The organism is Mesorhizobium sp. B2-3-2, from assembly GCF_006442295.1.
Classification (GTDB): Bacteria; Pseudomonadota; Alphaproteobacteria; order Rhizobiales; family Rhizobiaceae; genus Mesorhizobium.
This window is the reverse complement of record NZ_VFWA01000007.1, coordinates 69,954-94,390: the sequence shown is the minus strand read 5'-3', so window position 1 is coordinate 94,390 and position 24,437 is coordinate 69,954. Positions and strand designations below refer to the sequence as shown.

The 24,437-nt window shown below is 63.8% G+C and carries 27 protein-coding genes; 12 read left to right on the top strand and 15 right to left on the bottom strand.

Annotation, left to right across the window (positions count from 1 at the left end):
- Positions 1-30: 30 nt before the first annotated feature.
- From FJ964_RS18045 to FJ964_RS18035, 3 genes are all read right to left on the bottom strand, one after another.
- The gene (locus FJ964_RS18045) at positions 31-588 is read right to left on the bottom strand and encodes a fasciclin domain-containing protein (protein WP_140551640.1); all 558 of its coding nucleotides are present in this window, start codon (positions 586-588) and stop codon (positions 31-33) included.
- Between the two features lie 222 nt (positions 589-810).
- On the bottom strand, positions 811-1,509 hold the full coding sequence (locus FJ964_RS18040; RefSeq protein WP_140551639.1) for an anti-sigma factor: 699 nt from the start codon (positions 1,507-1,509) through the stop codon (positions 811-813).
- On the bottom strand, positions 1,506-2,045 hold the full coding sequence (locus FJ964_RS18035; protein WP_140551638.1) for a sigma-70 family RNA polymerase sigma factor: 540 nt from the start codon (positions 2,043-2,045) through the stop codon (positions 1,506-1,508). Before FJ964_RS18035 ends, FJ964_RS18040 begins: the two co-directional genes overlap by 4 nt.
- Positions 2,046-2,191: 146 nt before the next feature.
- On the opposite strand from FJ964_RS18035, the gene FJ964_RS18030 reads away from it, so the two are divergent.
- Together FJ964_RS18030 and argB are read left to right on the top strand one after the other, a co-directional pair.
- On the top strand, positions 2,192-3,685 hold the full coding sequence (locus FJ964_RS18030; RefSeq protein WP_140551637.1) for an amidase: 1,494 nt from the start codon (positions 2,192-2,194) through the stop codon (positions 3,683-3,685).
- 167 nt (positions 3,686-3,852) lie between these two features.
- A complete protein-coding gene (gene argB / locus FJ964_RS18025) occupies positions 3,853-4,746 on the top strand; it encodes an acetylglutamate kinase (RefSeq protein WP_140551636.1) in 894 nt (297 codons plus the stop codon).
- 25 nt (positions 4,747-4,771) lie between these two features.
- On the opposite strand, the gene FJ964_RS18020 is transcribed toward argB, so the two are convergent.
- Positions 4,772-5,230, bottom strand: coding sequence for a RidA family protein (locus tag FJ964_RS18020; protein WP_140551635.1), 459 nt, complete (start codon positions 5,228-5,230; stop codon positions 4,772-4,774).
- Positions 5,231-5,533: 303 nt separating this feature from the next.
- The gene (locus tag FJ964_RS18010; RefSeq protein WP_140491470.1) at positions 5,534-6,010 is read right to left on the bottom strand and encodes an Lrp/AsnC family transcriptional regulator; all 477 of its coding nucleotides are present in this window, start codon (positions 6,008-6,010) and stop codon (positions 5,534-5,536) included.
- Positions 6,011-6,139: 129 nt separating this feature from the next.
- Between FJ964_RS18010 and phhA the strand changes: the two genes are divergently transcribed.
- On the top strand, positions 6,140-6,976 hold the full coding sequence (gene phhA / locus FJ964_RS18005) for a phenylalanine 4-monooxygenase (RefSeq protein ID WP_140551634.1): 837 nt from the start codon (positions 6,140-6,142) through the stop codon (positions 6,974-6,976).
- A gap of 161 nt (positions 6,977-7,137) precedes the next feature.
- Here phhA and FJ964_RS31360 read toward each other — a convergent pair whose 3' ends face one another.
- A complete protein-coding gene (locus FJ964_RS31360) occupies positions 7,138-7,971 on the bottom strand; it encodes an Lrp/AsnC family transcriptional regulator (RefSeq protein WP_224713355.1) in 834 nt (277 codons plus the stop codon).
- Between the two features lie 77 nt (positions 7,972-8,048).
- Here FJ964_RS31360 and FJ964_RS17995 point away from each other — a divergent pair, with 77 nt between their 5' ends.
- From FJ964_RS17995 to FJ964_RS17985, 3 genes are all read left to right on the top strand, one after another.
- The gene (locus tag FJ964_RS17995) at positions 8,049-8,813 is read left to right on the top strand and encodes a transporter substrate-binding domain-containing protein (RefSeq protein WP_224519058.1); all 765 of its coding nucleotides are present in this window, start codon (positions 8,049-8,051) and stop codon (positions 8,811-8,813) included.
- Between the two features lie 180 nt (positions 8,814-8,993).
- On the top strand, positions 8,994-10,298 hold the full coding sequence (locus FJ964_RS17990) for an FAD-binding oxidoreductase (protein ID WP_140551632.1): 1,305 nt from the start codon (positions 8,994-8,996) through the stop codon (positions 10,296-10,298).
- Positions 10,295-11,269 carry an amino acid ABC transporter permease gene (locus tag FJ964_RS17985; protein ID WP_140551631.1) on the top strand — a complete coding sequence of 325 codons (975 nt, stop codon included), beginning with the start codon at positions 10,295-10,297 and terminating at the stop codon, positions 11,267-11,269. The genes FJ964_RS17990 and FJ964_RS17985 overlap by 4 nt, the downstream gene beginning before the upstream one ends.
- A 135-nt stretch (positions 11,270-11,404) precedes the next feature.
- Here FJ964_RS17985 and FJ964_RS17980 read toward each other — a convergent pair whose 3' ends face one another.
- The 3 genes from FJ964_RS17980 to FJ964_RS17970 form a co-directional block, all read right to left on the bottom strand.
- Positions 11,405-12,844, bottom strand: coding sequence for a GMC family oxidoreductase (locus tag FJ964_RS17980; RefSeq protein ID WP_140551630.1), 1,440 nt, complete (start codon positions 12,842-12,844; stop codon positions 11,405-11,407).
- The gene (locus FJ964_RS17975; RefSeq protein WP_140551629.1) at positions 12,841-13,011 is read right to left on the bottom strand and encodes a hypothetical protein; all 171 of its coding nucleotides are present in this window, start codon (positions 13,009-13,011) and stop codon (positions 12,841-12,843) included. The genes FJ964_RS17980 and FJ964_RS17975 overlap by 4 nt, the downstream gene beginning before the upstream one ends.
- A 167-nt stretch (positions 13,012-13,178) precedes the next feature.
- The gene (locus FJ964_RS17970; protein WP_140551628.1) at positions 13,179-13,940 is read right to left on the bottom strand and encodes a GGDEF domain-containing protein; all 762 of its coding nucleotides are present in this window, start codon (positions 13,938-13,940) and stop codon (positions 13,179-13,181) included.
- A 161-nt stretch (positions 13,941-14,101) separates the two neighbouring features.
- Here FJ964_RS17970 and FJ964_RS17965 point away from each other — a divergent pair, with 161 nt between their 5' ends.
- Entirely contained in the window at positions 14,102-14,812 is a 711-nt protein-coding gene (locus tag FJ964_RS17965) for a pyrimidine 5'-nucleotidase (RefSeq protein ID WP_140551627.1), read from the top strand.
- Between the two features lie 59 nt (positions 14,813-14,871).
- Here FJ964_RS17965 and FJ964_RS17960 read toward each other — a convergent pair whose 3' ends face one another.
- Positions 14,872-15,717 (bottom strand): LOG family protein, encoded by an 846-nt coding sequence (locus FJ964_RS17960; protein WP_140551626.1) that lies wholly within the window; start codon positions 15,715-15,717, stop codon positions 14,872-14,874.
- A 146-nt stretch (positions 15,718-15,863) separates the two neighbouring features.
- Between FJ964_RS17960 and dapD the strand changes: the two genes are divergently transcribed.
- The gene (gene dapD, locus FJ964_RS17955) at positions 15,864-16,718 is read left to right on the top strand and encodes a 2,3,4,5-tetrahydropyridine-2,6-dicarboxylate N-succinyltransferase (RefSeq protein WP_140551625.1); all 855 of its coding nucleotides are present in this window, start codon (positions 15,864-15,866) and stop codon (positions 16,716-16,718) included.
- Between the two features lie 141 nt (positions 16,719-16,859).
- Positions 16,860-17,237, top strand: a complete 378-nt coding sequence (locus FJ964_RS17950; protein WP_224658961.1) for a DUF805 domain-containing protein — start codon at positions 16,860-16,862, stop codon at positions 17,235-17,237.
- Between the two features lie 74 nt (positions 17,238-17,311).
- On the opposite strand, the gene FJ964_RS17945 is transcribed toward FJ964_RS17950, so the two are convergent.
- Positions 17,312-18,349 (bottom strand): 2-dehydropantoate 2-reductase, encoded by a 1,038-nt coding sequence (locus tag FJ964_RS17945; RefSeq protein WP_140551623.1) that lies wholly within the window; start codon positions 18,347-18,349, stop codon positions 17,312-17,314.
- Positions 18,350-18,478: 129 nt separating this feature from the next.
- Between FJ964_RS17945 and dapE the strand changes: the two genes are divergently transcribed.
- Together dapE and FJ964_RS17935 are read left to right on the top strand one after the other, a co-directional pair.
- Positions 18,479-19,672: a succinyl-diaminopimelate desuccinylase gene (gene dapE / locus FJ964_RS17940; RefSeq protein WP_140551622.1), complete on the top strand. Its 1,194-nt coding sequence runs from the start codon at positions 18,479-18,481 to the stop codon at positions 19,670-19,672.
- A gap of 5 nt (positions 19,673-19,677) precedes the next feature.
- Positions 19,678-20,307 (top strand): transporter, encoded by a 630-nt coding sequence (locus FJ964_RS17935; RefSeq protein WP_140514320.1) that lies wholly within the window; start codon positions 19,678-19,680, stop codon positions 20,305-20,307.
- Here the strand turns inward: FJ964_RS17935 and truA are convergent.
- The 4 genes from truA to def are packed head-to-tail and all read right to left on the bottom strand — an operon-like array spanning position 20,295 to position 23,044.
- Entirely contained in the window at positions 20,295-21,044 is a 750-nt protein-coding gene (gene truA, locus FJ964_RS17930; RefSeq protein ID WP_140551621.1) for a tRNA pseudouridine(38-40) synthase TruA, read from the bottom strand. The two genes, FJ964_RS17935 and truA, sit on opposite strands and share 13 nt — an antisense overlap.
- Positions 21,045-21,067: 23 nt before the next feature.
- Positions 21,068-21,574, bottom strand: coding sequence for an N-acetyltransferase (locus tag FJ964_RS17925; RefSeq protein WP_140551620.1), 507 nt, complete (start codon positions 21,572-21,574; stop codon positions 21,068-21,070).
- A complete protein-coding gene (fmt, locus tag FJ964_RS17920; RefSeq protein ID WP_140551619.1) occupies positions 21,571-22,506 on the bottom strand; it encodes a methionyl-tRNA formyltransferase in 936 nt (311 codons plus the stop codon). The genes FJ964_RS17925 and fmt overlap by 4 nt, the downstream gene beginning before the upstream one ends.
- 7 nt (positions 22,507-22,513) lie before the next feature.
- A complete protein-coding gene (gene def, locus FJ964_RS17915; protein WP_056573548.1) occupies positions 22,514-23,044 on the bottom strand; it encodes a peptide deformylase in 531 nt (176 codons plus the stop codon).
- A 103-nt stretch (positions 23,045-23,147) separates the two neighbouring features.
- Between def and FJ964_RS17910 the strand changes: the two genes are divergently transcribed.
- Positions 23,148-24,434 (top strand): DNA recombination protein RmuC, encoded by a 1,287-nt coding sequence (locus FJ964_RS17910; RefSeq protein ID WP_140551618.1) that lies wholly within the window; start codon positions 23,148-23,150, stop codon positions 24,432-24,434.
- The last annotated feature ends 3 nt before the right edge of the window (positions 24,435-24,437 follow it).

Genomic DNA, 24,437 nt, shown 5'->3' with positions numbered 1-24,437 from the left:
GCTGCCTGTTCGCCGGCAGCGAGCCGTTTGTTACATCTTCGGCAAAAGAACCTTGTCGATGACATGGATGACGCCATTGGACTGCCTGACATCGGCAATCGTCACATGGGCGACATTGCCGTTCTCGTCCGTGACGGTGACCTTGCCCTTGTCGGCCTTGAGCGTCAGCTCGCAGCCGCCGGCCGTCTTGACCACATGCGCGCCGCCATCGGCTTTGGCCATCTTGGCGACGTCGGCGGCCATCGCTTTCGCCGCGATCACATGGCACGTCAGGACCTTGGTCAGCTTGTCCTTGTTCTCGGGCTTGAGCAGCGTTTCGACCGTGCCGGCCGGAAGTGCTGCAAAGGCCTCGTTGGTGGGAGCGAAGACGGTGAAGGGCCCGGCGCCCTGCAGCGTGTCGACCAGGCCCGCTGCCTTGACGGCAGCGACCAGCGTCGTGTGGTCCTTCGAATTGACGGCGTTCTCGATGATGTTCTTCTTGGCGTACATGGGTGCGCCCCCGACCATCGGATTGGCGGCATAGGCGATGGTGCCGAGCGCCGAGAGGCCGATCGTACCGGCGAGCAAAAGGGTGGCGAGTTTACGCATGATGTAAGTCTCCTCGGGTTGTTTTCCCCATTATTGGGAACGCGAGGAGATACGGGCCATGAGAAACTTAGTTTCGCTTTCTATGAAAGAATTCTTTTCTTTCGAATGAGGTCCCGTGATTTCGGCGCATAGGCTGAACCAACCGCGGGAATTTGGTTCCCAGTTATCCACGCAAAAATAGACTTCACTATTTTGTAAGTTGACGGCCCGGGCGGGGAGCCGTCAGATGCCCTTCAGGTCGCCCGCAGCGACCACCGGTCCCGTCGGCTGGCCGGTCGGCGAACCGCCTGAAGGCTCGAGGCTGACCGCCAGCACGGCGCCCTGCGCAAGTTTCTGCTGCACGGCAGGCGAAACCGTCACATGCGCAGCCTTCCCGGCCGGGATGACGCCCATCGAAACCGGCGCGTTCTTGCCCGCGATCACCCACAGTTCGAAGTCCTTGCCGGAGGCCCGCTCACCGGAAACGTGCGACAGGCCGACTTCATGATGCGCCGCGTCATAGACGACGAGGTATCTGACGTCGCTGCCTTCGGCAGCCAGCGAGGCGACAAGCTGTGGTTGTTGGAGCGGCGGGTTGATGAAAGGCAAGGCGATATAGATCGCCAGCGCCGCGATGGCGGCGGCGGCAAGGCCGCGCCAGAAGGCAAGGCTCGACCATAGGCCGGTGCGAGGCTGCGAGGCGAACAGCCGGCGATCGATCGCCTCCTTGACCCTGATCGGAGGTTCTGTCCCGGGATAGGCGACGGCCAAGGGCGAAAAATGGGCCTCCCAGGCATCGACAAGCCGAGCGAATGCGGCGTCGCCATCGATGCGGCGGGACGCGATCTGGCGTTCTTCCGCTGTCAGCACGCCAAGAACATATTCGGCGGCGAACAGGTCGTCGCCTCCACGTTCCGGTCCGTCGTCGTCTGCCAGCGTCATCTTTCCAGACACTCTCTGAGCTTCAGCAGGCTGCGCCGCAGCCAGGTTCGCATCGTGTTCAGCGGCACGCCATGGCGCTCCGCCAGTTCGGCATAGCTCTCGCCGTTCAGATAAGCGCCCCGGACAGCCGCTGCCCGGCCCTTCTCCAATTCCTCGAGACAATGATAGATGCGCTCGGACTCGGCACCTGCCACGGTCATGGCCTCCGGTCCCGGCGCCGGATCGGCCACATCGAGCGCGGCATCGATATAGGCGGCGGGTTCCCGCCGCGCCCTGATGCGGTCGATCGCATGGTTGCGCGCGATGGCCACCAGCCAGGAAATCGGGCTTAGATCCGAGACGGCAAAACGGTCCGCCTTCGTCCATATTTTGACGAAGACCTCCTGAAGCGCCTCTTCGGCATCTCCCCGGTCCTTCAATACACGAAGGCAGACACCGAAAAGTTTCGCGCTGGTCTGCCGGTACAGCAGATCGAACGAAGCCCGGTCCTTCATCGAAGTCCGGACAATCAGATTGCTGATCTCCTGTGGCGTCATGTCGGCAAATTAGGGGATCGCGATGTATTTGCAACGGCGCAAATTTCCGTGCACCCAAAGCTTTCCGCACCGCGCCGCACTCGTTCCATCGCTCGATTGCCAACGGATTGGCCGCTGATTACCTTGCCTGGATCGGGGGAGCGCGCATGTCGGTCGAACGGGTGCTGTGGGAAGAAGACGCCACCGGCCTTGCCGCGTTGGTGCGCAAAGGCGAGGTTTCGCCGGTCGAACTGGTCGACGCGGCGATCGCACGCGCCGAGGCCAGCCGGCCTGAAATCAATGCCACGGCCGAGCCACTCTACGATGCGGCGCGCAGCCGGGCGAAAGGCATCGACCGTTCCCTGCCGCTGGCCGGCGTGCCCTTCGCCATCAAGGATCTCGGCATCGCCATCAAAGGTGTGCCGTCGCATGGCGGCAGCCGCATCCCCGCCTGGGTGCCGGAGGTCAGCTCGGTGCTGACCGAGCGCTATCTCGCCGCCGGACTGATACCCATCGTCACCTCGACATCGCCCGAACACGGGCTGCGGTTGATGACCGAATCAAAGGCCTTCGGCATCACCCGCAATCCCTGGAACACCGGCCATACCAGCGGCGGCTCGTCCGGCGGCGCTGCGGCACTGGTCGCCGCCGGCGTCGTGCCGGTGGCGCATGCCTCCGATGGCGGCGGCTCGATCCGCGTGCCTTCTGCCTGCACCGGGCTGGTCGGCCTCAAGACCTCGCGCGGCCGCGTCCCGCTGTCCCCATTGGTGAGCGAAAGCTGGTACGGCATGGTGGTCGACCATGCCGTCACCCGCTCGGTGCGCGATTGCGCCCTGCTGCTTGACCTCACCCATGGTCCCGACACGCTGGCGCCCTATGCCGCGCCGCCGCCGAAGGGTGCGTTCGCCGCGGCTGCCGCGCGCGATCCCGGCAAGCTCAAGCTCGCAGCGTACCGGAACTCTCCGCTTGGCCTGCCGATTTCGGCCGAGACGCTGAAAGCGCTCGATACCGCAGTGGCGCTCGCCCGCGAGGGCGGCCACAGCGTCGAGGAAATCGATTTGCCCTCCATCGGTCGCGACTTCTTCGCCGATTTCTGCAGAACGGTCGCCTCGGCTGTCGCAGGCATGTTGCGGGCCGAAGCAGTGCGCATCGGCCGCACCATCACCGGCGACATCGAGCGCGCGACGCGGGTGCTCGGCCGATTGGGCGAAATGGTCTCGGCCGGCGAGACCTATGCAGGCTTGCAGCGGCTGCATGCCGCCTCGCGGCAACTGATTGCGGAGACGGCGCGTTACGACGCCGTGCTGATGCCTGTCATCGCCCACCCGCCGCTCGCTTGCGGCGCGATGGACCCGAAGGGCGCCGACGAGCTCATCGAGAATATGCTCGACAAGCTTCGCCTCACGGCGCTGCTCAGGATCGAACCGCTGTTCGGCCAGCTGATGGACAAGAGCCTGTGGTTCACCCACTGGCCGGCGATCCAGAATGTCAGCGGCCAGCCGTCGATCGCGCTGCCCGTCCATGTCACCGACGCCGGCCTGCCGCTCGGCATCCAGGCCGCGGGCCGGCCCGGTGACGAGGAGACGCTTTTGTCCCTGGCCGCGCAGATGGAGAAGATCTCCGGTTGGCTGGGCCGCAGGACGCCGCTTATGGTGCCATAAGCGATGACGAGGTCGTGAGCCGCCCGAATATGACAGCAAAGCCGTTTGCGGCCCGCGCCAATTCCCGCTAAGACGCCGCCGTCTTTACCTGATGCATGTCGCCCAGAAATGCGCAGCGGTTTTGGGACAACGGCAGGCATGAAATCAAAAACCAGGGAACCACGCCGATGACGGACATTGCCGCCACCGCCGAAATGCAGGCCGCCCTGCTGTCGCGGGCGCTGCCCTACATGCAGCGCTACGAGAACAAGACGGTGGTGGTGAAATATGGCGGCCACGCCATGGGCGACAGCGAACTCGGCAAAGCCTTCGCGCGCGACATCGCGCTGTTGAAACAGTCCGGCGTCAACCCGATCGTCGTCCATGGCGGCGGGCCGCAGATCGGCGCCATGCTCAACAAGATGGGCATTGAATCCAAATTCGAGGGCGGCCTGCGCGTCACCGACCAGAAGACGGTCGAGATCGTCGAGATGGTGCTGGCGGGCTCGATCAACAAGGAGATCGTCGCGCTCATCAATGCCGAGGGCGAATGGGCGATCGGCCTGTGCGGCAAGGACGGCAACATGGTCTTCGCCGAAAAGGCGCGCAAGACCATGATCGACCCGGACTCCAACATCGAGCGCGTGCTCGATCTCGGCTTCGTCGGCGAGCCGGTCGAGGTCGACCGCACGCTGCTCGACCTTTTGGCGCGCTCCGAGATGATCCCGGTGCTGGCGCCGGTGGCGCCCGGCCGCGATGGCCACACCTACAACATCAATGCCGATACCTTCGCCGGCGCCATCGCCGGCGCCTGCAAGGCCTCGCGTCTTCTGTTCCTCACCGATGTGCCGGGCGTGCTCGACAAGAACAAGAAGTTGATCGACGAGCTGACGGTCGCCGAGGCCAGGGCGCTGATCAAGGACGGCACGGTGTCGGGCGGCATGATCCCGAAGGTCGAGACCTGCATCGAGGCGATCGAGCGCGGCGTCGAAGGCGTCGTCATCCTCAACGGCAAGACGCCGCATTCGGTGCTGCTCGAACTGTTCACCGAGCACGGCGCCGGCACGCTGATCGTGCCCTGATATTTGTGGGTTGTCGCGCCGGACGCTAGTCCGGCAGAGCGGCGACCGCCACGATCTCGATGACGAGATCGGGATGCGCAAGTGCGGCAACCCCGATTACCTCCGAGGGCGGCGGATTGTTGTAGCTGCAGTGCTTCGGGCAGTGCGTGGCGAAGAATTCGTCCATGACGTCCAGCCGGAAATTGGGGGAACTCAGAACGCCGCCGTCCGGAAATGGTCCTTTTACATATTGGGTGATCTTGACGAGATGCTCGAGCGAGCTGCCAAGCTCCTCCAGGTCCGATTTAATGGTCGTCAAAATGGAGCGCCATTGCGTCGCCGCGTCCCCGACGGCGCCACCTTTGCCCGTCGACGGGTCGTAATCTTCGGCCGTGCCCGTATTGCCGGCGAGAAAGACATACCCCCTGGCGCCGCTGACGACGGTGCCTTTTCCCCAAGGCATCAGCCTGCCCTCTTTCATCTTTTTATGGGTGACAAGCTCCATCGGTCCTCCTGCCGGACACCCTCCGCTTCCAGGAAGTAGCGCGCAGCCTGATAACGGCCAGCGTGAAAAAGTCAGGCGCGGTGCGAATGCATGGCCGCGAGCACGGCAGGTTTCCGTGCCGTCCGTTCGAACACCATCGATTGCTCTTGCGCGTCCTGCGGCGCGCCCCGGAAATCGGCCGGCGTCAGGCCATCTTCACCCGGCCGTGGCGCGTCAGAAATCCCCAGACTCGCGGAACCAGACCCGCCGCCCCATCTGCGCATGGCGGACCTCTTCATGAATGATCCGCCCATGCCGGCGCCATCACCGCCGCAGATGCCCGAGCGGCACGTGGCCGGGTCCCTTGATGTTCTGCAGCACGAGCTGCGTGTGGACGTCGCGCACACCGTCGAGTCGCATCAGCCGGTGCATGACGAAGGCGTTGAGTTCGTCGACCGACGGCACCATCACGTGCAGCAGGAAGTCGTGGTCGCCGGTCATCGTCCAGCAGGATGATACCTCGTCCATGCGCTGGACCGCGGCGATGAAGCTCTCGGGCGAACCGTCGCTGTGGCTGACCAGCCGCACCTGGATGAACACCTCGACCGTCAGGCCGACGGCACGGCGGCTTAGCACGGCGGCAAAGCCCTTGATGATGCCGGCCTCCTGCAGCGCCTCGAAGCGCCGCGCGCAAGGTGTCGTCGATAGGCCGATCTCCTGCGCCAGTTCCGAGACCGGCTTGCGTCCGTCGCGCTGGAGGATATCGAGCATCTTGATCTCGAAATCGTCGAACTGAGGCACTTTAACTCCGCTATGGCACATTCCGAGTGGATGTTATCCAAAAATCCTCATTCCGGCCATCACCAAAACCGATTTGCCTCCGCAAATCCGATTAGAATCCGAAATTCAGGATTGGCGAGGAGAAAAACCATGACGACGATGAGCGTTGCCGAATATGCCCGCGACTGCGCGGCTCAAGGGCTGCGCGGCGATTACTCGGTCTGCCGTGCCGATTTCACCGTGGCGCAGGGCTATGACTACAGCGCCGACGAACAGGCGGTGTGGCGCACACTGTGCGACCGCCAGACGAAACTGACGCGCAAGCTCGCCCACCATTCCTATCTCGACGGCGTCGACAAGCTCGGCCTGCTCGACCGCATCCCGGACTTCGACGAAGTCAGTGCCAAGTTGCGCAAGCTGACTGGTTGGGAGATCGTCGCCGTGCCAGGGCTCATCCCGGCCGCGCCCTTCTTCGACCATCTCGCCAGCCGCCGTTTCCCCGTCACCAACTGGCTGCGGACGCAGCAGGAACTCGACTACATCGTCGAACCCGACATGTTCCATGATTTCTTCGGCCATGTGCCGGTGCTGTCGCAGCCGGTCTTCGCCGACTTCATGCAGATGTATGGCCAGAAGGCGGGCGACATCATCGCGCTCGGCGGCGACGAAATGATCAGCCGGCTCTACTGGTATACGGCTGAATACGGCCTCATGCAGGAGAGTGGTCAGCCGCTGAAGGCCTTCGGCGCCGGCCTGATGTCGTCCTTCACGGAGTTGCAGTTCGCGGTCGAAAGCAAGGATGCGCACCATGCGCCTTTCGACCTGGAAACGGTGATGCGCACGGGCTACGAAATCGACAAGTTCCAGCGCGTCTATTTCGTGCTGCCGTCCTTCGACGCGCTGCGCGACACATTCCAGACCGCCGACTTCGCGGCGATCGTCGCTCGCCGCATGGGCGAGCCCGCACTCGACCCGGCGACTGTCTAGGGCAATCCCAGGAAAAGTCTGCACGGTTTTCCCGGGAAAAGCGCGTAGCGCTTTCCCTTGGGAATTGCGCAGAAAACAAAGAGATAGAGCAGTTTAGCGTTCCATGAGACGGTGAATTGCTCTAGCCGGATTCGGATGGGCAGGGGCGAACCTCGCCCTTCCTATAGTGCGGCATAGATGTTGCGGTTGAACTTCGTCTCCATCACCACATGCGAAGCGGTTTTGACTATGCCGCCGATTTCATTCAGCGCGTTCACTTCCCGGTTCAGCTTCTCGAGCGTCTCGGCCGCGACATGGATGATCAGGTCCCACTCGCCGGTTATGGCATAGACCGCCTGGATCGAAGCCATCGCCTTGATCTTCCTGGAGACGTCCGGGTAGCTCTTGTTGTTCAGGGCGGCGAAGGTGAAACAGTGGACGGAATTCTGAGCTGCCTCCTTGGTCAGCCGCACCGCGTAGCCTTCGATGACGCCGCCCGCCTCGAGCTTTTGTATGCGCTCCTGCAAGGCAGTCCGGGATACGCCGAGCTGACGCGCCAGTGATGCGACCGGCTCACGCGCGTTCTTCTGCATCAGCGCGAGCAGCTGGCGATCTTTTTCGGTCAATTCCACAATCAATCCTCTCCTTCGATCCGCCCTGGAACCGTCAATCCCTCGGCGCGATCCTATCGGCTGAACCACGTCCGCGACAATCCTGAGGAAGCCGGTGCAGGCTGCGCAAGGCTGAAATATCCGGCATTTTGCCGCCTCACGGCACGCAATGACTGCATGGCTGCCATTATCCGGCATTTCGCCGGGTGGAACCCTGCTTTTCGCGACCTGAGTGTCAACTGTCACAAACGCCAGCCCATGAGGGGAACAGCTTCGGCTGCGATGGACGCAAATCGACAGCGAGCCGCGTTGGACTTGCATCCGCAAGCCGAACGCGCGGAGACGTCGCGGTCGCAACAACCACTGGTGCCCGCCGCAGGCACAAATCATTTCAGCTGCATCCATAAGGGAGGATAACCTTGAAAAAACTGCTCGATTTCGCCATTCTTGCTGCCGCGACATTCGCGATCACGACGGCCGCCATGGCCGGAGAAACTTTGGATCGCGTCACGTCGAAGAAGGCGATGGTCGTCGCCACCAACGCCGCCTGGCCGCCGCAAAGCTTTCTTAATGACAGCAACGAACTCGCCGGCTTCGACATCGACGTCTCGCGCGAGATCGGCAAACGGCTGGGAGTCGAGGTCTCGTTCGAGACCCCCGACTGGGCGACGCTGACCGGCGGCCGCTGGCAAGGGCGCTACGACCTCGGCGTCGGCTCGGTCACGCCGACCAAGGCTCGTTCCAAGGTGATCGATTTTGTCGGCATCTATTATTACAGCCCCTATGTCTACGTCGTGCACAAGGATAGCACCGCGAAGTCGGTCGCCGATCTCAACGGCAAGGTGATCGGCGTCGAGACGGCCACCACCTCGGAGGATTTCATCCGCCGCAAGCTCGAGATCGACGCGCCCGGCCTGCCTCCCGTCGAATACAAGCTGGAGCCCGGCGAGATCCGCACCTTCGCCGATTCCATGCTTCCCTTCGATGACCTGCGGCTCGGCGACGGTGTCCGCCTGAATGCCGTGATCGCGCCGGAGCAGACGGCGCAGAACGCCATCAAGAACGGCTATCCCGTGAAGATACTCGAAGGGGAATATGCCTTCCGGGAACCGCTCGTGGTCATCGCCGAGAAGAACGATCCCGAGTGGACCGCAAAGGTTTCGGGCATCATCGCCGAGCTGAAGAAGGACGGCACGCTCGCCGCGCTGACCACGAAATGGTACGGCAAGGACTACAGCGCCAAATGACGTTGGATCGCTCGCCGGCCGCCGCTCGGCTGCCGGCGGGCATCACGCGTCAGATGCCGGAGCGGTGCAGCGTTTGAAACAATCGCCGCCCCTCTCTAAACTTTTGTTCTTGCGCAATTCCCCAGGAAAAGCGCTACGCGCTTTTCCTGACTCTGAGCGGGATGCAGCTGAAAGTCGCCGATGGCCTATCCGGACACCTATTACGCCCGCACCATGACCGACCGGAAGCTCAGGCCCCCGCTCCGCGGCGAGGCGCACTGTGACGTGGCCGTCGTCGGCGGGGGACTGGCCGGCCTGACCACGGCGCTGCAGCTGTCGCGTTCCGGGCTGCGCGTCGCCGTGCTCGAGGCCCAGGTCGTCGGTTTCGGCGCCTCGGGCCGCAATGGCGGCTTCGTCACGCCTGGCTTCGCCACCGGCGGCGACACCATTGCCGCGCGCGTCGGCAAGGAGGCGGCGCGGCAACTGCACCGGCTGTCGATCGAGGGCGTCGAATTCGTGCGTCACACCATTGAGGCGCTCGACATATCGGCCGCCATGCCGCGCGACGGGCTGGTCAGCGTCCTGCGCTACGACGATGGCGACGCGCTCAAGGCCTATGCCGACCAGACGGCGCGCGACCACGGATACGAGCTTCAATATCTGCGCAGGGAAGACGTCCGTTCGGTGCTTAAATCGGCTCGCTACTATCAGGGCCTGCGCGACCCGAAAGCCTTTCACATCCATCCGCTCAATTATCTGCGTTCCGTGGCCGATGAAATCGAGCGGCTTGGCGGCAGCATCCATGAGAGCTCCGAAGTCGCGCAATGTGATCTGTCGGGGTCGCAAAAGATGCTGCGCACGCGAGAGGGCACGCTTCGGGCAACTCGCGTCGTGCTGGCTACCGGCGGCTACACCGGCCCGGTATTCAGTCAGCTCCACCGCGCCTTCCTGCCCATCGCGACCTATGTGATGGTTTCCGAGCCGGCGCCGCGCCTGATCGCGCAAGCCGTTGCGACCACGGACGCGGTCGGCGACAACCGGCGGGCCGGCGACTATTATCGGCTGGTCGATGGCGGCAATCGCCTGTTGTGGGGCGGGCGCATCACCACGCGCGCCGCTTCCGCCTACGCGCTGGCGCGCGAATTGCGCCGCGAGATGGTCGGTACTTATCCGCAGCTTGCGGACCTCAAGACCGAACTGGCCTGGTCCGGATTGATGTCCTATGCCCGTCACCTGATGCCCCAGATCGGCGAATTGCAGCCGGGCGTCTGGTATTGCACGGCTTTCGGCGGCCATGGCCTCAACACCACGGCCATCGCCGGAAAAGTCGTGGCGGAAGGCATTCTGGGCGTTTCGGACCGGTACCGGCAGTTCGCGCCATTCGGATTGAGCTGGGCTGGGGGCGCCGCCGGCCTGGCGGCCGCGCAGCTCACCTACTGGAAATTGCAGGCGCAGGACTGGTGGCGAGAACGTCATGCCGCCACGAAAGACAAGGTGACGGCATGATCGGCAGGCTGATGCTCTTCTATCCGGGGATCACCCGCCGCGCAGCGGCGGCGCTCGTGCTGGCGCTGTTGGCCGCCGGCCTCTACGCGATGGGCATCAAGTCAAGCTGGATAGGCTCGGTGATTCCAGTTGCATCCGGCTGGCTGCAGGCCAACCCTGTCCTGTCGCGCGCCGTTTCCGCAGTGCTGATCGCGCTCATTGTGCTGGTGAATTGCAAGCTGCTGCTGCTTTTGCCCCGGCGGCAGCAGATCGTCGGCGTCTGGATCGAACTGTTCGTGCTCCTGATGCTGTTCTTCTATTCCTTCGACCTGTCGCTTGCCTTCATCGCCAGGAAGATCGGCTTCCTGGTCACCCAGGGCGTCACCACCACGCTCTACATTTCGGCGATCTCGATCCTGATCGCGACAGCCATCGCACTTGTCGGCGCCATCGCCAAATTGACCGGAAACGGCATCGTGTACGGGCTGGCCACTTTCTACACCTCGTTGTTCCGCGGCCTTCCTTTGCTGATGCAGATCTACATCATCTATCTCGGCCTGCCGCAGGTCGGCTACGTGATCGGCGCGGTGCCGGCCGGCATTCTGGCGTTGTCGCTGTGTTATGGCGCCTACATGACCGAGATCTTCCGCGCCGGCATCGAAAGCATTCCGCGCGGACAGAGCGAAGGCGCCACCGCGCTTGGACTGAGCCCCGGCCAGACCATGGCGCTGGTCATCCTGCCGCAGGCCATGCGCGTCATCATCCCGCCGACCGGCAACCAGTTCATCGCCATGCTGAAGGATTCGTCCCTGGTGTCGGTCGTCGGCGTCTGGGAGATCATGTATCTCGCCCGCACCATGGGCCAGACGGAGTTCCGCCATATCGAGATGCTGATCACCGCCTCGATGATCTACTGGATCCTGTCGATCACGCTGGAGTTCGGCCAGGCCTATCTCGAACGGCGTTTCGGCCGCTCGGAGCAGCGGGCGTAGGGCAATTCGGGAAAGCTACGTCGCCGCCATGCTGGTGCGCATCGGCATCTACGGCTTTTAAGCCGCTCGGGGGGCCGCGCCGTCAAGTGACGCGGCCTTGCCGGGATGAGATGATTTCGCGGGGCTGCGGAACCCTCAGGCGGCGATCACCTTGCCGAGATGCTCGCCGAGCCGGCAGGCCAACGCCGTGATCGTCGTCGTCGGGTTGCATTGGCCCGAGGTGCAGAACACCGAGGAGCCGCCGACATAGAGATTGTCCATGCCGTGCACCTTGCAATTGGCATCCACGACGCTTGTGGCGACATCGGTGCCCATGCGCGTGCCGCCCATGTGGTGGTGGCCGGCCGTCTCCTCGTCCGTCGGGTAGTCGCCGCCATTCGAAATCCAGTCGGCTATACGCACCCGCCCCAGGTTCTTCCGGGCCAGCGTCGTCCCGAAAAGCCTCAGCCCTTCGAGCAGCGTGCGGCGTTCCAAGTCCGATTTCTTCCAGTGCAGCTCGATGCGCGGCACGCCGGCGTGGTCGACCACGGTCTTCGACAGCTCGACCTGGTTCGAGGCCAGCGGCGCCTGCTCCCAGGCGACATAGAGCTGGGCCGCGCAGCGCAGATTCTGGTTGAGCCTGCCCGATAGCCACTCCGCCATGCTGGGCGCCGTACAGGCGAGATCGGCGATCAGGTCCTTGACGCCCGGATAGGGCGTCTCGATCAGCCTGATGCCGAAATTCATGATCCGCAGGCGCTCCATCGCGGCCGGCATCGGCGAGAAGAAGGCCTCGTTCACCGCATCGACCTCGAATGCGCCATAGTCGGCCAGGATGGCGTTGCCACCCTGGAAGGTCGGGTGTTCCATCCAGTAGCGGCCAAGCGCCGTTGCATTCGGCACGACGCCTCCATTGGAGCGCTGGTTCGACCATAAAAGCAGCCGCGAATTCTCCAGCCCGCCGGTACAGACGATGAAATAGTCGGCGCTGAAGAAGCCGGCATCCTGCCCCTGCGACCACAGCCTGGCGCCGGTCACGCGTCTGCCGTCGCCGGCAAGCTCGGTGGCACAGGTGTTGAGCACGACAGCGATGTTCCGGCTCTTGTCGAGCTCGTCGGCGTATTTCTCAGCGAAGCGCACCGCACCGCTCTTGATCAGCTGCACCCAGCGGATGTCGTCCGAGATCGGTGCGTCCGGCCGGAAATCTGGCAGTTCCAGGATTTCGCGCACTTCGCCCAGATAGGGTTCGATGTCACCGCGCCGGATCGGCCAACCCGTGTCCGGCACCCACGCCTTCGGCTCGAAATCCTGTTTGTCGAGCACGCGGCACCAGCCGGCCCAGTGGTTCGAGCTGCCGCCCATGAACCGCAGCCGGGTGATATCGAGATCGAAATAGAAATCGCCGACCGTGGTGCCGCGGTAGAAATCCTGCGAGGTGTCGCTGAACTCCCTGCCGCCGGCCTCCAGCACCACGACCGGTATGCCGGCGGCGCCGAGCTTTCTGGCGATCGTGGTGCCGGCCGGGCCGGAGCCGAGAACGCAGACCCTGGGCGTGAAATTCGCGGCGCGAAACGCCTCATAACTGTCGAAGATCATGCCAGGTCGCTCCGCTTCAGGATCCAGCCATTGACCTCGACGATCTCATCGGGGGCGGCTTCGGAAGAACCCGCATCGGGCAATTTGCGGAACAGCGACAGGGCAGGCACCGCGATCAGCGTCTGCATGATCATTCGGCGCGACATCTTCTTGATAAGGAAACTCATGACAGGTCTCTCGACGGGTCTCTATCCAGGCATGTTCCCTGAACGGCACATGCTTCATCATCGAAGCCAGAAGCGTGCCAAAACTGGTCGCAAGCCGGAACAATGCGCAGCCGAGTGCAAACAGGGTTAGAGACTGCTTAACAGGCCGATATGCTGGATCAGCCCGTTCAGGCCGCCTCGGAGATGTCGGTGTCGAGGATCACCAGGTTGCGTCCCCGATGTTTGGCCTGGTAGAGGCGCCGGTCGGCGGCCCGCATCAGCTCCGACACGCTGGCGCTTTCGCCGCAGAGGGTTCCGCCGACGCTGACGGTCAGCGGAATGGTCCGCTCGTCCACGGGCCGGAAGCGGATCAGCTCGACTTCGCGGCGAATGTGCTCTGCGACGCGCTTGGCTTCCCGTTCCGTGGCTCCGACCAGCAATGCGCCGAACTCCTCGCCGCCGATGCGGCCGAGGACGTCGCCGTCGCGCACCCCGCGCTTGATGGCGCTGGCGATCAGGAGCAGCGCGTCGTCGCCGGTCAGATGGCCGAAGCTGTCATTGATCATCTTGAAATGGTCGGCATCGATGATCAGCAAGGCGCCGCGATCGGGCTTGTGCCGGGAGCCGTTGAGCACGGCAAAGAAGCTTTCCCGGTTGAGCATGCCCGTCATGTCGTCGCGGCTGGCCTTTTCCGCCAGCCGGCGATGCGCTGCGGCAAGCTGGGCGTGCGTGCGGGCAAGGTCGCGATGCGCCGACTTCAGCCTGTCGCTGTGCCAGAACGTGCTTGCGCAGGCCGCCCATGCAAGAACCAGCGGACACAATGTCGAGGTCAGCCAGATCATGCGGTTGACCGGGAATCCCATGGCGGGGACGATGATCAGGGTCAGAAGGAGCGAAACCGCGACAGAGACGAAAGCAATGGTGGCGGACTTCAGAATTATACTGCTCATCGCTGGCTCCCACTGGACCGCCTCTGTGCCAGCAAGCCCTGAAGGCCACCTTTCCAGGATGCCTAAAATTTGAACGGTGAGACGGTTTCTGCCACTTTCGGCGCGTAGAAGTTGTGGATAAAGCCCCTTCAAGATCGTCCGTTTCGTGCCATAAGGGGCGCATGGCTACACACCCCGACCCCGCTCGCTTCGCCCATGTCACCGACTGGGTGTTCGACCTGGACAACACGCTCTATCCGCACCATTCGAATCTGTTCTCGCAGATCGACGTCAAGATGACCGCCTATGTCGGGGAACTGCTGTCGCTGCCGCGCGAGGACGCGCGCAAGCTGCAGAAGGAACTTTATCGGGAATATGGCACGACGCTGAACGGGCTGATGACGCGCCATGGCATAGACCCCGACGATTTCCTCGAGAAAGTCCATGATATCGACTATTCCTGGCTGGTGCCGGATCCCGTCCTCGGCACCGCCATTCGCCAGCTTCCCGGCCGCAAGTTCATCTTCACCAACGGCGACCGCAGGCATGCCGAGCGCACTGCGCGCCAGCTTGGCATCCTTGATCATTTCGACGACATCTTCGATATCGTCGCCGCCGGGCTCAACCCCAAGCCGGCGCGCCAGACCTACGAGAAATTCGCCGAACTCCACGCCGTCACCGGCCACAATGCGGTGATGTTCGAGGATCTCGCGCGCAACCTGGCCGTGCCGAAGTCGCTGGGCATGACGACGGTCCTGGTGGTGCCGCGCAATTTCGAGCCGACATTCTCCGAAATCTGGGAGCGCGATCCGGCGCAGGAAGATGATGTCGACTTCGTCACCGACGACCTCGCCGGATTCCTGACGGAGATAGTCGTGGGTATAAGGCAGTAGTGAGTAGTGGAAATTGATCGGCGAGCAGAGACTGCAAACGGCTTATCACTCACTACTCACTAGTCCCCTAACTTGTAGAACCGGCTGATGATGCCCCAGGCCTCGTCGGCGGTGTCGACGAAATCGATGATGTCCTGGTCGCCGGGACTGATCGTGCCTTGCTCGGCGAGGAAATCGAGGTCGATCGCCCGTTTCCAGAAGGATTTGCCGAACAGGATCACCGGCACGCGCTCCATGCGCCCGGTTTGGATTAGCGTCAGCGTCTCGAAGAATTCGTCCATCGTGCCGAAGCCGCCGGGAAACACCGCGACGGCCTTGGCGCGCATGACGAAATGCATCTTGCGGATGGCGAAATAGTGGAAGTTGAAACAGAGTTCCGGCGTCACATAGGCGTTGGGCGCCTGCTCGTGCGGCAGAACGATGTTAAGGCCGATGGAGGGCGCGCCGACATCGTCGGCGCCGCGATTGCCGGCCTCCATGACGCCGGGCCCGCCGCCGGTCACCACGACATATTCGCGGTAATACGAACTGGCCGATTGCTGCGAGCAGAGGCGGGCGAATTTGCGCGCTTCCTCGTAATATTTGCTGTTTTCCTCGAGGTTCTTCTTCTGCGTCTCGTTTTTGGCAGCCCAGGCCTCGCCGCCGGGTTCAGGCAGCCGCGCGCCCCCGAACAGGACCACGGTCGAGCGGATACCGCGCTCGGCCAGGATCATCTCCGGCTTCAGGAGTTCGAGCTGCAGCCTGACCGCGCGCAGTTCGCGCCGCGTCATGAAGTCGGGATCGTTCCACGCCAGGCGGTAGGTCTCGGCGCGCGTCTGCGGCGTGTCCGGCACGCTCCTGGCCCGCTCCAGATCCTCGTCCGAATGCGGCAGCGGCGTCCAGCCCGCCTTTTCCATGGGTGTCATGATGTCAGGTCCGTCCATTTCATTTACTTGCGCCGTCCCATGGCGCAGTCGCGATTGACCCCTACTCTGCCTTCACATAGGGTCCGCGCGATTTTCAAAACAGGTTAAGGCTCAGCCCCTTAACAGCCTGGTAATGGAGCGAATTCATGTCGAAGCCGGATCTGGCGAGCCTCGAAAAGACCATCGACAGGGCCTTCGAGGAACGTGACGCGATTTCGACGGCGACCAGAGGCGAGACACGCGATGCCATCCAGTCGGCGCTCGATCTGCTCGACCGCGGCACCGCCCGCGTTGCCGAGCGCCAGGCCGATGGCCAGTGGCACGTCAACCAATGGCTGAAGAAAGCCGTCCTTTTGTCCTTCCGGCTGAACCCGATGGAGATCATCAAGGGCGGTCCCGGCCAGGCCGTGTGGTGGGACAAGGTGCCGTCGAAGTTCGACGGCTGGAGCGCCGTCGATTTCGAGAAGGCCGGTTTCCGCGCCGTGCCGTCGTCGGTCGTGCGCCGCTCGGCCTATGTCGCGCCGGGCGCCGTGCTGATGCCGTCCTTCGTCAATGTCGGCGCCTATGTAGATTCGGGCACCATGGTCGATACCTGGGCTTCGGTGGGCTCCTGCGCCCAGATCGGCAAGAATGTGCACCTGTCGGGTGGCGTCGGCATCGGCGGCGTGCTGGAGCCGATGCAGGCCGGTCCCACCATTATCGAGGACAATTGCTTCATCGGCGCGCGCTCGGAAGTGGTCGAAGGCTGCATCGTGCGCGAGGGCTCGGTGCTCGGCATGGGCGTCTTCATTGGCCAGTCGACCAAGATCGTCGACCGCGCCACCGGCGAGATTTTCTACGGCGAAGTGCCGCCGAATTCCGTCGTCGTAGCCGGTTCGCTGCCTGGCAAGCCGTTTCCGAACAATGAGCCGGGTCCAAGTCTCTATTGCGCGGTCATCGTCAAGCGGGTCGATGCCAGGACCCGGTCCAAGACGTCGATCAACGAATTGCTGCGCGATTGATCTTTTTGGAAAGCGGGCGCACCTTCCGCCGGCGCGACGATCGGTCGCGCCGGTTCAACATGGAGGGTGACATGGACTGGAAATATCTGCTGACGAGTTTCGAAGGCACCCGGGGTGTCAATCAATATGGACGGGACCCGCTTGCCTAACAGATCCAACCTCACTTGGCTTTTCTTCAAGACATCGGGCCGCGTCAGCCGCGCGGCCTATTTTCTTGGCGGGCTGCTCGTGGCCATCATCCAGGCCTTCCCGCTCTACCGCTTCACGCTGGTGGCGGAAGGCTCGCCCGAGAGCAATATGTGGTCGTTCGTCTTCTTCATCGCCTTCATTGCCTCGCTGTGGTCGAACATCGCGCTGGCGGTGAAGCGGCTGCACGACCTCGACAAGCCCGGCGTCGCGGCGTTGGTCCTGTTCGTGCCGGTCGTCTCGATCGTCGCCTTCGTTGTACTTTGCCTGTTTCCGGGCCAGCCAGGACCCAACCGCTATGGCAGGCGCACCAATGCACCGGCCGAACCCTGAGCGCCGCATGTCGCCAATGCGCTACTGGCGACATGCATGAAAACAAAGGCCTGATGCGCGTCGCCTGAAGTCGTTCAGACCCGACGCGCTTCAGGCGCGGCGACCTGATCCGCACTGAAACCGGGCGATCCACGCCCGGCCGCTTCCGCCTCACGCACCAGGGCAATGATCCGCCGGACCGTCGGCGCCGGTGTGCCTGCTTCTTGCGCCAGGCGAAGAACGGCGCCTTGCAAATCGCCGATCTCCGTCGGCCGGCCGCGCTGCAGATCGTCCCACATGGAGGAACGCGCCTCCGGGTCGATGGCCAGCATCCGCCGCGCCAGCAGCCTGAACAGCCAATCGGGGAGGCGGAGCACCATGGGCAACAGCGCCGGCCGCAAGCCGGCGACCCGCGCCGGCTCGATGCCTGACGCCCTCATGGCCTGGAGCGCCTCGTCGATCTGTCTTGCCAGGATCAGCCGCCAGTGCCGGTCGGCAAGCTCGCTCGCCAGCGGCAGGCCCGAAAGCGCCACCAGCGCATTGTTCAAATTCATCAAAAGCTTGCCCCACAGCACGGCTTTCATGTCGGCATGGGCTTCAACCCGGAACCCTTCGACGCCGAGAAGGCTGATCAAACCGGCATCGCTGTCCTCGATCACGACCTTGCCGTCGCTGGCGCGGTGGACACGCAGCGGCAATTCGCCCTCGGCCGATTGCACGACATTGAACGGCACCATGCCCGCCAGCACTGTTCGCCCGCTGATACCGGTGCGCAGCCTGTCGCCATTGTCGATGCCGTTCTGCAGGCTCACCACCACGGCGTCCGGCGGGGCATGCGCGGCAATGAGCGCAGCCATTTCCCGCGTCGCGCCGCTCTTGACGGTGACCAGGATCACGTCCGCCTCCGGCAAGGCGGCGGTTGGATCCGTGGTGACGGCAAGCGCTTGCGGCTCAAGGCGCCGGTCGCGGCCCTCAAGGTCGCTGACCCGCAATCCGCCTTGCCGCAGGGCCGCCTCGATGCGCGGCCGGGCCAGCAGAATCACCTTGCGCCCGGCGAGCGCCAGGCAGCCGCCGGCATAGCAGCCGATGCTGCCGGCGCCGGCAATGACGATTCTCTTGTCCCCGTTTGCCATCCTGTCGCTCCGCACCGGGCCCACGACTATACGACATGAAAACCATAATGTCGGCGGTATCGCCGGTCATAGGACTGGCCCCTACGTCTGGCCGTGACAGGCCTTCAGCTTTCGACTATCGCTTTTGCCATGACGCTGCCGACCGATCCCGCCGCAAACCTTGCCGCCCTCATCCGTTGCGCCTCCGTGACGCCGGCCGAAGGCGGTGCGCTGACAGCATTGCAGACGATGCTGGAACCGCTCGGCTTTCTCGTCGATCGCCCGGTGTTTTCGGAAGACGGCACGCCCGATATCGAGAACCTTTATGCCAGGCGCTCCGGCAATGGCCCGCATCTGATGTTCGCCGGACACACCGACGTGGTGCCGGTCGGGGACGAAGCCGCCTGGACGCATCCGCCCTTCGGCGCCGAGATCGCCAATGGCGAGATGTATGGCCGGGGTGCGGTCGACATGAAGGGCGGCATCGCCTGTTTCATCGCCGCGATAGCGCGCCATGTCGAGACGAATGGCGGCCCGAAAGGTTCGGTCTCGCTGCTGATCACCGGCGACGAGGAAGGCCCGGCCATCAACGGCACCACGAAGCTGCTCGAATGGGCGGCTTCCAGGGGCGAGAAATGGGATGCATCGATCGTCGGCGAGCCGACCAACCCGGCTGCGCTCGGCGACATGATAAAAATCGGTCGGCGCGGCTCGCTGTCGGGCGACATCACCGTCAATGGCCGCCAGGGCCATGTCGCCTATCCCTTGCTTGCCGACAATCCGGTACGCGGGCTGATGAGCCTGGTCGATGCTTTGCTGCATCCCGTCTTCGATGAGGGCACGAAGGATTTCCAGCCGACCAATCTGGAGGTGACGTCCATCGACGTAGGCAACCCGGCCACCAACGTCATTCCAGCCAAGGCGACCGCCACCTTCAACATCCGCTTCAATGACAGCTGGACCGCCGAGACCATACAGGCCGAAATCCACAATCGTCTCGACCAGGCGGCGGGCCGCAAGAAATACCGGCCGGGCAAGGAGATGCCGGTCGACTACGACCTCGTCTGGCGCGACCGACCGAGCCATGTCTTCCTGACCCGCGACGACCGGCTGATCGAGACATTGAGCGGCTCGGTCAAGACGGTGGTCGGCAGAGCGCCGGCGCTGTCCACCTCCGGCGGCACATCGGATGCGCGCTTCATCAAGGACTATTGCCCGGTGGTCGAATTCGGCCTGGTCGGCAAGACCATGCACATGGTCGACGAAAGCGTCGCTCTTGCCGATCTCGAGACGCTGACGCAAATCTATCAGCGCTTCATCGAAGACTGGTTCGGACAGGACTGAGCAGCATGCTTTCGGCGGACGAAACCCAAGTTTCGCTGACCGGCGCCTGGCGACTGATGCTCGGCAGGGCCGATGGCCTGCGTCTGCTCGACCTGTCTGCCGATGGTTTCTGGAATTCCTTTTTCGCCATCGTCGTTGCGGCGCCGGCATTGATCGTCGGCTGGGTCGGCATCGCCAACGAGATCGGCGATCCCGATGCCTTCGCTGGCCGCTTCAGCATGCTGTTGCGGCTGGCGACAGTCGATATCGGTTCCTGGGTGCTGCCTCTGGTCGCACTCGCTCTGGTCGCGCCGCGCGCCGGCATCGGCGGCCGCTTCGTCCACTATGTCGTGGCCTCGAACTGGGCTTCGGCTATCACCGCCTGGCTGATGCTGCCGTCGGCACTGATCAGGCTTTTCCTGACCTCGGCGAGCCAGATCTCCAGCCTTGTGTCGCTGCTGTTGTTCGCGCTCTCGATGGTGCTGACCTGGCGCATGACCAACGCGACTATCGGCAGAGGTGCCGCAATCGGGACCGCTGTCTTCGTTGGCATGTTCATCGCTTCGCTGATCGTGCTGTTCGGGCTGCAGGCGCTGCTTGGAATCACGGTTCCGGACACCGGAGCTCAGAGCCTTTCGGGACTCTATCCGGGATAATCGACGGCGACCAGAAAAAGCCCGTCGGGCGGCGCCACCTGGCCGCAGGCGGCGCGGTCGTGCGCCTCGAGCGCCGCCTTGAGATCGCCGGCCGTCCATGCGCCTTCGCCGACGCGCTTGAGCGAGCCGACCATCGAGCGCACCTGGTTGTGCAGGAAGGAACGCGCCGAGGCTCTGACTTCGATCATGTCGCCCGAACGGTTGACGTCAAGACGGTCGAGCGTGCGCACCGGGCTCTCGGCCTGGCATTGCGTGGAGCGGAAGGTGGTGAAATCGTGCCGCCCGAGCAGCACTTTGGCGGCTTCGTGCATGGCAGCGGCGTCGAGCCGCTTCGGCACCCACCAGACCTTGCCCTTTTCCAGCGCCGAGGGCGCGCGCCGGTTTAGGATGCGGTAGAGATAGTGGCGGCCGATGGCCGAGAAGCGGGCATCGAAGCCGTCGACGACGGTCGTGGCTTTCAAGATCGCGATGCGATTGCCGGCGGCCTGCAGATGCGCGTTGACGGCATCGCGCACCTTGTCGTCCGGCCAGGCCTTGGCCAGGTCGACATGCGCCACCTGGGCCGTCGCATGCACGCCGGCATCGGTACGGCCGGCAGCCCGCAAGCGGACCTGCTGGCCGCAGAATTTTTCGATCGCCTGCTCGATCGCCTGCTGCACCGAAGGCTGGTCCGCCTGGTGCTGCCAGCCGGCAAACAGGCTGCCGTCATATTCGATGTCGAGGCGAAAACGCGGCATGCCGGGCGGCTATACGCACTCGCCTAGGCGGCGAGTGCGGTGAAGGCCGAGGCGTAGACCAGCCGGCCGGTTTCGGGAGCGTCGCCCCAGGCCAGCGCCTGCAGCGCCTCGCCCTGGTAGTCGCTCTCGAAGCCTTCGGCGCGCGCATGGCTGTAGCCGAAACGGCTGTAGTAGGCGGGGTCGCCCAGCACCACGGCCAGCGTCTCGCCGGCGTCGCGTAGGCGGATGTGAGCCTCGCGGATCAGCGCGCCGCCAATGCCGGTGCCGTGAAACGATGGCTCCACCGCCAGCGGCGCCAGTGCCACCGCCGGAAAATCCTTGCCGCCGGCGCGGACGAAAAGCCGCGAAAACAGGATGTGGCCGACCACTTGCCCGTCTTCTTCCGCCACCAGTTCGACAACGGCGTCGCCGCCGGAAACCAGCGCGTCAACCAGCCCGGCTTCCGCCTGCTGGCCGAAAGCGTGTTCCTCGACGAGGCGGATGGCCTCGCGATCCCGCGGCGTCGCCGCGCGTATCGACATCATGCTCATGACAGTTTCATTCCTTTTTCGATCTTGGTCCCGCGCAGGAATTCTTGCGCGGCGGCGGGCCTTCCGCCCGCCCGTTGAACTTCGACCAGCCGGATCGCGCCCGCTCCGCAGGCGACCGTCAGGCGGTCGTCGAGAATTCCTCCCGGTTCGCCCCCGCCTTGCGCAAGCGTCGAGCGAAGCAGTTTCAGCCGTTCCACCCGGCCACCGATTTCAACCTCGCACCAGGCGCCGGGGAAGGGCGACAGGCCGCGAATGTTATTGTGGACTTCGGCCGCGGGTCGCGTCCAATCCACGTGCGTATCGGATTTATCGATCTTTTTGGCGTAGGTCACCCCCTCAACCGGTTGGGCGGTGAATGCCAGGCTATTCCTTTCCAGCCGCGCCAGCGCTTCCACGATCAGTGCGGCGCTGACGCTCATCAATCGATCATGCAGATCGCCGGCGGTCATGTCGGGTTCGATGACGCATTTTTCAACCAGCCCCACCGGGCCGGTGTCGAGGCCTTCTTCCATGCGCATGACCATCATGCCGGTTTCGCTGTCGCCCGCCATGATCGCCCGTTGGATGGGCGCCGCACCGCGCCACCGCGGCAACAGCGACGCATGACCGTTGATGCAGCCCAGTCGCGCCGCCTCGAGAACCGCCCTGGACAAAAGCAGGCCGTAAGCCACGACCACGCCGATATCGGCTTGCAACGCGCGAAAAGATGCCTGTTCGGCCTCGCCCTTGAGCGACGTCGGCGTGCGCGTTTCGATGCCCAGCCGTTCCGCCTCGCGCTGTACCGGCGACGGCGTCAGCTCAAGGCCGCGCCGGCCGGCGGCTCGCGGCGGCTGCGTGTAGACGGCGGCGACATCATGTCCGGCCTCGGCAATCGCGCGCAACGTCGGCACCGAAAACTCCGGCGTCCCCATGAAAATGACGCGAAGGGGCATTTGTCCCCTATCCCACCAGCTTGCCCGGAGCCTTGTCCTTGGCCAGCTTCTTGAACTTCTTCACCACCATGTCGCGCTTCAGCTTCGAAATGTGGTCGATGAACAGCACGCCGTTGAGATGGTCGATCTCATGCTGCAGGCAGGTTGCCATCAGCCCCTCGGCCTCCATCTCCTGCAGCTTGCCGTCGCGGTCGAGATATTTGACCCGCACGGAAGCCGGGCGTTCGACCTCGGCATAATAGTCGGGGATGGACAGGCAGCCTTCCTCGTAGACGGAGCGCTGGTCGGCGCTTTCCAGGATTTCTGGGTTGATGAAGACATGCGGCGCCGGCGTCTCGTCCTCCTTGGCGAGGTCGATCACCAGCATGCGCAGCGGCTCGCCGATCTGGATCGCGGCCAGCCCGATGCCGGGCGCGTCATACATGGTCGCCAGCATGTCGTCGGCCAGTTTGCGCAAGGGTGCATCGACGCGCTCCACCGGCTTGGAAACCTGGCGCAGGATGGGGTCGGGAAGGATGATGAGCGGCTTGATCGGCATGGCGTCTCACCTAAGACCTTGAATAAAGGGCGTCAACCGGTGCGCTGGGGGATCGTTCACGTTTTGATCTGTGCTGGCCGACCGAATCGTCTATGCTGTGCGCATGAACGACCTGACATCCATCCTTTCGGAGCCTGTCGCCCGGCTTGGCGCGACCACGATCACGCTCGGCCATGCGCTGGCTTTCGGTGCCTTTGTGTTTCTTGGCCTGTTCGTGGCGCTTGTCGTCGCGCTGTGGCGCTCGGCCAAGGCGCGTGCTGTTGCCGCCGCCGAAGCCGCCGACCATGCCCGCGATGCCGAGGCGCGGATGGCCGGTATATTGCAAAGCCAAGCTGAGATGCAGGGTCGCATGGGCGCCATCGCGGAAGTCTTCGGCGCGCGGCAGGCGGAGCTGACGCAGTCGATCGGCCAGCGCCTCGACGCCATGACTGGCCGCCTCGGCCAGACCATGACCGAGCAGACCAGGTCCACGCATGAAAGCCTGGCCAAATTGCAGGAGCGGCTGGCCGTCATCGACACCGCGCAAGGCAATATCCAGTCGCTCGCCGGCCAGGTCGTGCAATTGCAGGCGATCCTCTCCAACAAGCAGACGCGCGGCGCCTTCGGCCAGTCGCGCATGGAAGCGATCGTCGCCGACGGCCTGCCCCACGGCGCCTACGAGTTCCAGGCGACCTTGTCCAACGGCAGCCGGCCCGATTGCCTGGTGCGCATGCCCAACGGCGCGCCGTCGCTTGCCGTCGACGCCAAGTTTCCACTGGAAGCCTGGAATGCCATCCGCGCCGCCGAAGGCGTCGAACAGCAGAAGGTCGCGGCGCAGGCCTTCCGCCGCGACATCGAGGTGCATATCCGCGATATCGCGGAAAAATATCTGATCCAGGGCGAGACGCAGGACACCGCCTTCATGTTCGTGCCGTCGGAATCGGTGTTTGCCGAGATCCACGAGAATTTCGAGGCGGTGGTGCAGAAGGCGCACCGCGCCCGCGTCGTCATCGTCTCGCCGTCGCTGCTGATGCTGTCGATCCAGGTCATCCAGGCGATTCTCAAGGATGCCCGCATGCGCGAGCAGGCACACTTGATCCAGGGCGAGGTGATCCGGCTGATGGAGGATGTTTCGCGCGTCGACGAGCGAGTGCGCAAATTGCAGGGCCATTTTGCCCAGTCGGCCAAGGATATAGACGACATCCTCGTCTCGACGTCGAAGGTGACCAAGCGCGGCCAGAAGATCGAAGCTCTGGAGTTCGGTGCGCAGCCCGGTGGCGAAGCCGGCCCTGATATCGCGTCACCAGCCCCTGCCAAGCCCGAACCCGGCCCGCGCGTTGTCGATTCCCCGCGCGTTGCCGATTCAAAGACCGGCCAGCTCAGGCTGAGGGTCGTCGAAGGCGACGAATGAGGC